Origin of the sequence: Pseudomonas sp., from assembly GCF_050739995.1 — a bacterium.
Lineage (GTDB): Bacteria > Pseudomonadota > Gammaproteobacteria > Pseudomonadales > Pseudomonadaceae > Aquipseudomonas.
The window spans coordinates 1-4,546 of record NZ_JBOICG010000674.1; the positions used below are offsets into that span (position 1 = coordinate 1).

At 57.4% G+C, this 4,546-nt stretch carries 4 protein-coding genes and 1 pseudogene; all 5 read right to left on the bottom strand.

Features of this window, described 5'->3' with window-relative positions:
• Nucleotides 1-94: 94 nt before the first annotated feature.
• Nucleotides 95-1,462, bottom strand: coding sequence for a bifunctional UDP-N-acetylglucosamine diphosphorylase/glucosamine-1-phosphate N-acetyltransferase GlmU (glmU, locus tag ACRESD_RS22870; RefSeq protein ID WP_431752985.1), 1,368 nt, complete (start codon nt 1,460-1,462; stop codon nt 95-97).
• Nucleotides 1,463-1,585: 123 nt separating this feature from the next.
• Nucleotides 1,586-2,002: a F0F1 ATP synthase subunit epsilon gene (locus ACRESD_RS22875; RefSeq protein WP_431752986.1), complete on the bottom strand. Its 417-nt coding sequence runs from the start codon at nt 2,000-2,002 to the stop codon at nt 1,586-1,588.
• A gap of 44 nt (nt 2,003-2,046) precedes the next feature.
• A complete protein-coding gene (gene atpD, locus ACRESD_RS22880; RefSeq protein ID WP_015886645.1) occupies nt 2,047-3,423 on the bottom strand; it encodes a F0F1 ATP synthase subunit beta in 1,377 nt (458 codons plus the stop codon).
• Nucleotides 3,424-3,450: 27 nt separating this feature from the next.
• Nucleotides 3,451-4,311, bottom strand: coding sequence for a F0F1 ATP synthase subunit gamma (gene atpG, locus ACRESD_RS22885; protein WP_010207685.1), 861 nt, complete (start codon nt 4,309-4,311; stop codon nt 3,451-3,453).
• Nucleotides 4,312-4,361: 50 nt separating this feature from the next.
• Nucleotides 4,362-4,546, bottom strand: a pseudogene (locus ACRESD_RS22890) (F0F1 ATP synthase subunit alpha); the annotation flags it as partial.

Consider the following 4,546-nt stretch of genomic DNA (forward strand, 5'->3'; position numbering starts at 1 on the left):
GGGTCAGTCAGCACATGTATTGACTGACCCACCGCATTCGCGAGCAAGCCCGCTCCCACATTGGTTATTTATCGCTGGTAAGGGTGTGGATAACTCAGGTCTTCTTTATTTTGACCGGGCGCTTCCAACCGTCGATATTGCGTTGGCGGGCGCGAGCTACACCGAGCTGCAAGTTATCCACATCCTGGTTGATGGTGGAGCCTGCAGCCGTGGTAGCACCGTCGCCAACCTTCACTGGAGCGACCAAAGAGTTGTTGGAACCGATAAACACGTCTTCACCCAATACGGTTTGGTGCTTGTTCGCGCCATCGTAGTTGCAGGTAATGGTGCCAGCACCGATGTTGGTGCGCGCACCGATGACCGCGTCACCCAAGTAGGTCAGATGACCGGCTTTGGCACCCTCGCCCAGGTGGGCGTTTTTCAGTTCGACGAAGTTACCCACATGGGCCTTGGCCTCCAGCACGCTGCCAGGACGCAAACGCGCAAACGGTCCCGCATCACTGCCCTCGCCCATCACGGCGCCATCGAGGTGGCTGTTGGCTTTGATCACCACACCTTTGCGCAAAGTGCTGTCCTTGATCACGCAGTTCGGACCAATCACCACGTCGTCTTCGATAACCACGCGGCCTTCCAGGATCACGTTGATATCGATCAGCACGTCGCGACCCACCGAAACTTCACCACGCACATCGAAGCGTGCCGGGTCGCGCAGGGTCACACCCTGGGCCATCAGGCGCAGGCCCTCGCGCAGTTGGTAGTGACGCTCCAGCTCGGCCAGTTGCTTGCGGTCATTGGCACCCTGCACTTCCATCGGGTCGTGGGGTTGCTCGGTGGCGACCAGCAGGCCATCGCTGACGGCCATTTCGATCACATCAGTGAGGTAGTACTCGCCCTGGGCGTTATTGTTGGACAGGCGACTCATCCAGTCGGCGAGCTTATTGGCCGGGACCGCGAGAATGCCAGTGTTGCCTTCGGTGATGGCGCGCTGGGCTTCACTGGCATCCTTATGCTCAACGATGGCTGCGACCTTGCCGTCGGCGTTGCGTACGATGCGTCCGTAGCCGGTGGGGTCGTCCAGTTCAACCGTCAGCAGGCCCATCTGGCCAGGCACAACGTGCTTGAGCAGGCGTTGCAGGGTTTCTACTTCGATCAGCGGTACGTCGCCGTAGAGGATCAATACGGTATCGGCGGTGATGAATGGCACGGCTTGCGCAGTCGCGTGACCGGTGCCGAGTTGTTTGTCTTGCAATACGAAATTCAGATCGTCCGCGGCAAGGCGTTCACGGACCACATCGGCACCATGGCCAATCACGACGTGAATGCGTTGCGGGTCCAGTTGCCGGGCGCTGTGGATAACATGACCCAGCATGGAATTGCCGGCAACCGGGTGCAGCACCTTGGGCAGGGCCGAACGCATACGAGTGCCCTGGCCTGCGGCGAGAATGACGATTTCAAGAGACATGAATGGCTACCAATCCTGGGCGGTCCGACTTCAGACCAAAGAAGTGTTTTGCAAAAAAAGAAAAAGGGTAGCCGAGGCTACCCTTTTTAATCAATCGCGCATGAAGCATGGCGGCGTGGCCGCTTACTTCTTGCGGATCTGCTGGAGCGTGCGCAGCTGAGCTGCAGCCTCGGCCAGACGTACAGCAGCAGCGCTGTAGTCGAAGTCCGCGCCTTTTTCGTGCAGGGCCTTCTCGGCAGCCTTGACGGCTTCCTGAGCGGAGGCTTCATCCAGGTCGCCAGCGCGTTGCACGGTGTCGGCAAGTACCTTGACCATGTTCGGCTGAACTTCCAGGAAACCACCGGAGATGTAAAACACCTCGCGTTCCCCGCCTTGCTTGGTCAGCGTGATCGGACCTGGCTTCAAGCTGGTGATCAGCGGAGCGTGACCCAGAGCGATACCAAGATCACCCAGTTCGCCGTGCGCTACTACCATCTCGACCAGACCGGAGAAGATTTCCCCTTCCGCGCTGACGATATCGCAATGGACTGTCATAGCCATCTGATTGCCTCAACCTGATGAGCGCCCGTTGCCGGGCGCCTGGATTACAGTTTCTTGGCTTTCTCGATCGCTTCTTCGATGCCGCCGACCATGTAGAACGCTTGTTCTGGCAGGTGGTCGTAGTCACCGTTGAGGATGCCTTTGAAGCCAGCAATGGTGTCTTTCAGGGAAACGTATTTACCCGAAGCACCGGTGAAGACTTCAGCCACGAAGAACGGCTGCGACAAGAAGCGCTGGATCTTACGAGCGCGGGATACCAACTGCTTGTCGGTTTCCGACAGCTCGTCCATACCCAGGATCGCAATGATGTCCTTCAGTTCTTTGTAACGCTGCAGCACGTACTGAACGCCGCGAGCGGTGTCGTAGTGCTCCTGGCCGATCACGTTCGGGTCCAGCTGGCGCGAAGTCGAGTCGAGTGGATCGACCGCTGGGTAGATACCCAGGGAAGCGATGTCACGGGACAGTACGACGGTGGCGTCCAAGTGGGCGAAGGTGGTCGCAGGCGACGGGTCAGTCAAGTCATCCGCAGGTACGTATACCGCTTGGATCGAGGTGATCGAACCTTCTTTGGTCGAAGTGATACGTTCTTGCAGAACGCCCATCTCTTCAGCCAGGGTCGGCTGGTAACCTACTGCCGAAGGCATACGGCCCAGCAGTGCGGATACTTCAGTACCGGCCAAGGTGTAACGGTAGATGTTGTCGACGAACAGCAGAACGTCGTTACCTTCGTCACGGAACTTCTCGGCCATGGTCAGGCCAGTCAGTGCTACGCGCAGACGGTTTCCCGGCGGCTCGTTCATCTGACCGTAAACCAGTGCCACTTTGTCCAGAACGTTGGAGTCCTTCATCTCGTGGTAGAAGTCGTTACCCTCACGAGTACGCTCACCCACACCGGCGAACACGGAATAACCGCTGTGCTCGATGGCGATGTTACGGATCAGTTCCATCATGTTTACGGTCTTGCCTACACCGGCACCACCGAACAGACCCACTTTACCGCCTTTGGCGAACGGACAAACCAGGTCGATAACCTTGATGCCGGTTTCCAGCAGGTCGTTGCCGCCAGCTTGCTCGGCGAACGAAGGTGCTGGGCGGTGAATGCCCCAACGCTCTTCGGTGTCGATCGGGCCAGCTTCGTCGATCGGGTTGCCCAGTACGTCCATGATCCGGCCCAAGGTCGCTTTACCGACCGGTACGGAGATGGCAGCGCCAGTGTCGACAACGTCCAGACCGCGCTTCAAGCCTTCGGTGGAACCCATCGCAATGGTACGAACCACGCCGTCGCCCAGCTGCTGCTGAACTTCCAGGGTGGTTTCCGCGCCTTGTACTTTCAGCGCGTTGTAGATGCTCGGTACGCTGTCGCGTGGAAATTCCACGTCGATAACGGCGCCGATGATTTGAACGATACGTCCGCTACTCATAGCTGGATCCTCTGAATATTTGAACCGTTAAACCGCGGCAGCGCCGCCGACGATTTCCGAGATCTCTTGGGTGATCGCAGCCTGACGCGCCTTGTTGTAGATCAGCTGCAAATCGCTGATCAGATCACCGGCGTTATCGGTAGCGTTTTTCATCGCGATCATCCGCGCCGCTTGTTCAGCTGCGTTGTTCTCGACCACCGCCTGGTACACCTGCGACTCCACGTAGCGCACCATCAAGCCGTCAAGCAGCTCTTTGGCGTCTGGTTCGTAGAGGTAGTCCCAGTGGTGCTTGAGTTCCTGATCCGGAGTCGCCACCAGTGGAATCAATTGCTCCACGGTTGGCTGCTGGGTCATGGTGTTGATGAACTTGTTGGATACCACGGACAGGCGGTCAATCCGGCCTTCCAGGTACGCATCCAGCATCACCTTCACACTGCCGATCAAATCATTGATCGACGGCTCTTCACCCAGGTGGCTGATAGCTGCAACGACGTTACCGCCGAAGTTACGGAAAAAGGCCGCACCCTTGCTACCAACAACACACAGATCGATCTCGACGCCCTTTTCGCGGTTTACCGCCATGTCCTTGACCAGGGCCTTGAACAGGTTGGTATTCAAACCACCACACAAACCACGGTCACTGCTCACAACCACATAACCAACGCGCTTAACTTCGCGGTCGATCATGAACGGGTGGCGGTATTCCGGGTTGGCGTTGGCCAAATGCCCAATTACCTGGCGGATACGCTCCGCATAAGGACGGCTAGCAGCCATGCGCATTTGTGCCTTGCGCATTTTGCTGACCGCCACTTTTTCCATGGCGCTGGTAATTTTTTGCGTGCTTTTGATGCTCGCAATCTTACTGCGAATCTCTTTTGCGCCTGCCATGTAACACCTATCAGGTTAGCAAGCGGGAGCCTTGCGGCTCCCGCTGCGGCTTACCAGGTTTGGGTGGCCTTGAACTTCTCGATACCGGCTTTCATGCCAGCGTCGATATCGTCATTGAAGTCACCCTTCACGTTGATCTTGGCCATCAAATCGGCGTGATCGCGGTTGAAGTAAGCAATCAGCGCTTGTTCGAAGCTGCCGACTTTGGCGATTTCAACGTCGGTCAGGAACCCAC